Annotated in this window: 2 protein-coding genes; both read right to left on the bottom strand. The window is 50.7% G+C overall.

What is annotated here, in order from left to right; all coding sequences use genetic code 11:
• Positions 1 to 167 precede the first annotated feature (167 nt).
• Positions 168 to 1367, bottom strand: a complete 1200-nt coding sequence (locus tag Q0991_RS06865; protein WP_299486718.1) for an NAD(P)/FAD-dependent oxidoreductase — start codon at positions 1365 to 1367, stop codon at positions 168 to 170.
• Between the two features lie 3 nt (positions 1368 to 1370).
• On the bottom strand, positions 1371 to 3889 hold a 2519-nt coding region (locus Q0991_RS06860), incomplete at its 5' end, for a DUF4365 domain-containing protein (protein ID WP_299486716.1).

The following is a 3889-nucleotide window of genomic DNA, read 5'->3' as shown; positions in this document are numbered from 1 at the left end:
ATAGGGTAGTCGTTTCGGCCACCCTATTTTCTTTGAAATCACACTGCCCTATCTACTGCTGACTCTAGATTTGAAGTACCTTGTCATCCCCAAAGGTCTGATAGCCGACTTCGGCTCAGAGCAAACAAGCGTTTTTGAGCAGGAAATCCCGGTTTGACGTAGGAAAGTTAAGTTGATTCAGCGGTTAGCTCATACTGGTAGAGCCAATCTGAAAAAGCCTTTTCTCCAACTTTGGCCTGGTCTGGTACTTTTCCCAAGGATGTTTTGAACCATCGGGGTCGCAAAAAAGGATTCCGCATTTGAGCTGCGGAATACATTGTCCGATACTGAATGGTATGGGCACGTTCGATACGGCTGTTTCCGTATTGTTGTAAAGCGGCTGCTAGATTGTCCTGTTGAACCAAACAGGTAGACAAGGCCCATACGTCTTCAAAGGTGGTGTTTGTGCCTTGTCCTAAGAATGGTGCCATTGGATGAGCGGCATCCCCGACCAAAGTGACTCTGCCGTTGCTCCATTGAGGCAAGATCATGGGTTCACAAACGGGTCTTTCGACGATGGTGTTTGCATCGGTTAGATTGACCAGTTCTTGTAGGGCAGGATGCCAGTTGGAGAGTTCTTGCAGGACTCGGGCTTTTGCTGCTTCTGGATGCTGGGATTGATGGACGGTGGGCGAGGTCATCTCTAATGCCCATGACACATAGCCTTGGCCGTTGTCTAGGAGGATTAAGCTTTTGCCTCGTTTGGCAAAAATTGTGGTGTGATGAGGGGGAAGCAAACGATGCTGATATTTTTGGACGCCACGCCAGGTCATCCAGCCGCCATAGGCTGGGTCTTCCAGGCCGAAAAGTTGTTTACGGACGATGGAACGGATGCCGTCTGCGCCAATCAGCAGGTCAACGGTTGCCGTTTCGCCATTGGCAAAGGACAGATTGACGCTTTGTTGGGTCTGGTCAAAGTGAATGAGTTGGTGATGGAGGTGAAGGATTTCTGGGGGGAGTTTGGCCCTCATTATTTCTTGGAGGCTAAACCAGCGGACTGCTAGGAAGGGCTGATCATAGTCTTCGTCTTTTACGGGTTGGTTGAGGATGGGCCATCCTCTAGCGGTTCTGATTCGGAAGCGATTGAGTTGAGAGCCTTGCTGTTTAAGTTGTTGAACAATATCGGCATCGATGGCGGCTAGGCTTCTGATGCCGTTGGGGGATAGGGTGACACCTGCTCCGATGGGTCGAAAGGTTTTGGCACGTTCATAGATGTGGACTTCTATGCCTTTTTTTCTGAGGGCGATGGCTATGGCTAGTCCTGCGGGGCCTGCACCGATGATGCCGACTTTTTTTAGGTAGGGATGTGGGGAGTGTTCAGATTGCATAGATTAAGGCTTAAGAGCTTTGTCCCGCCAATGTCTGACACTCATCACATCGAAGCGTTCACCCACAAATTCGATTTGTCGAACCTGTTTTTTACCATTTTGGGTTTTCTCTTGAAGATAATCACTAATCTCCATCCAGCGAATTTCACCTTCCGAATTGCGAATCACTAACATAACTGGATATTTCTGATTCATCCAATATTCGACATGCCGTTGCTTGGGAATTTTGAATATTTCCACGCCATCACGTTTTCTTTCAGACAGATACGAATCGCCTGATTTGAGCTGTAGGTAAAGACGCTGGCCCGTTGCCTTACCTTGGTCATTCTTAAATTCAATCTCCATATCGAGGCCGTGGTCGCTAACGGAGAATTCACGGGAAATTTGGCCTGCTAGCGCAACAGTGGAGATCACATCACCGACGAGGGCTCGTTCTTTGCTCTCGTTATCCAGCTCGCGCTGGGCTTCTGCTTCTAGGGTTCTAACTCGGCTAAGAATGTCGGGGTCTGCAAACGTCGCTTCCATTTCGTCCCAGAGCTGCACATATGTCTCGCAGTTAACGCAAATAATTTTTGCTTCCTTCCCTTGGTCGTGTAGACGCTTCATGGCTCGGTCGCGATTTTCGACTGGTTCGCCACAGTTGCCGCAGATCCAATGGCGAAGCCGTTTGACCTGATCACGATCTTTGACTTTACGGAATAGATGCTCCTGAACATATTTGCTAAAGATCATTCGCTCGCCAATCGACAGATCTGGGGCGAAGTAAACCAGTAATTCTGCTTTTCCTGCTGCTTTGCGGGAGAGCTTAACCCCTAACTTATGACCTGTACCACTCTCAAAATCTGCGGCGTCTTTCCAGAGTTCTTTAGTTTCAAAAGGGCTGATGCGGTGTAGGCGGACGATAAGAGTCGCATAGATGTCATCAAGGAAGCCTGCAAACTCATAGCTGACCATCACAGAGGGGTGTTCGATCAGATCGGGGCGTTCGCGGCGGGCATAGCTAGGGAATATGAGCAGGGTTCCAGAGTCAGTGGGTTCGCTAAGGCAAAGGCTATTTTCAACGAGGAGTCGATGCATCGCCAGCAGCAGAATACGTTCTTCCTCTTCCGGTAACCGCTGGAGATCGTTGGGATAGCTGAGCTGACCAGCTAAGACTTGGGCTTCAGTGATACAGCCCAACTCGCGTTCGTCCTCTTGAATGGTGCGAATAACGGCTTGAGCATAGGCATTGATTAGTTCAGGCGCTAGCAGAACCCAGGAGCCAAATCCGAGTTCCCACATCACCCCCGGACCAGCGAGAAGTGAAATAACAGTCTTTAGCTCTGTGTCAGTAAAGCGTTCCCCACTCATACGCAGGGTTAGGGCCTCACGCAGTTCGTTGAAGCGCATCAATGTGCGACCTTCGTCTTTTAGGGAGACAATCTCTTGTTTGAGTCTTCTGAAAAGCTTAGGTGTTGTCCGTTTGGCGATGCTATCCCAATCGATTAACTTACAGATTGCCTGTTTTAATTCCTCACAGCCGATGTTCTCTTTGGCACTCGTTTCGATGTATTCCTCAAATCCATATTCTTGAGTAAAATCTTCAACCTGGTGGCGGCTCGCACTGCGTAGGCCGCCAGCATCGATGCGTCCGGCGACGAGCAATTTTTTAAAATCGCCTGTGGCAGCTCTTGTCAAATCCCGATCCCAGGTTCGTAGTCCCTCTAAGAGTTCTGGCTTCTGTGGATCAAAGACTAAAGCTGCTACCTGAGTCTGATCCATATAGAGCTGGTGAATTAGTCGCTGATCCGCTTGTCCTCCAAAGTCCCATAGCCAAATCTCCTTTTCCACGCCGTCGTTTGACTCAATAGGAAGCTTCCACTGGGTGGCCCAGGCACCAACTGTGGAGTCAGTTTCTTTATAGGTTCCTAGCGCTAATCGGTTGGAAAGCCCGGTTTTACCCGCTGCACTGTTGCCTACAAATAAGACTTTGGCATTTGTATACTCGACCTGATTGGTGGCTACTGACTGTGTTACATCGTCGTATGGCCATAAACGTAGGACACCATTTAATGCAGAAGAATAGTATTGGCGACCGTCGGCGCTGAAGGCCACGCTCCAGACGGATTTAGTATGTCCTTTCATCACCCTGAGGGTTTGTCCGGTATCGACGTCCCACAAGCGCACAGTGCTGTCATCAGAGCCGGAGAGGGCGCGGCGACCGTCGGCGCTGAAGGCCACGCTCCAGACGGCGTCAGTGTGTCCTTCCATGACTCGGAGGGATTGTCCGGTATCGACGTCCCACAAGCGCACGGTGTTGTCAGTGGAGCCGGAGAGGGCGCGGCGACCGTCGGCGCTGAAGGCCACGCTATTGACGGAGTCAGTGTGTCCTTCCATGACCCTGAGGGATTGTCCGGTATCGACGTCCCACAAGCGCACGGTGTTGTCATAGGAGCCGGAGAGGGCGCGGCGACCGTCAGCGCTGAAGGCCACGCTCAAGACGGAGTCAGTGTGTCCTTCCATGACTCGGAGGGATTGTCCGG

The sequence above is a fragment of the Acaryochloris sp. IP29b_bin.137 genome (assembly GCF_028285745.1).
Classification (GTDB): Bacteria; Cyanobacteriota; Cyanobacteriia; order Thermosynechococcales; family Thermosynechococcaceae; genus Acaryochloris.
The sequence above is the reverse complement of the archived record's forward strand: the minus strand, read 5'-3'. Positions and strand labels throughout refer to the sequence as shown.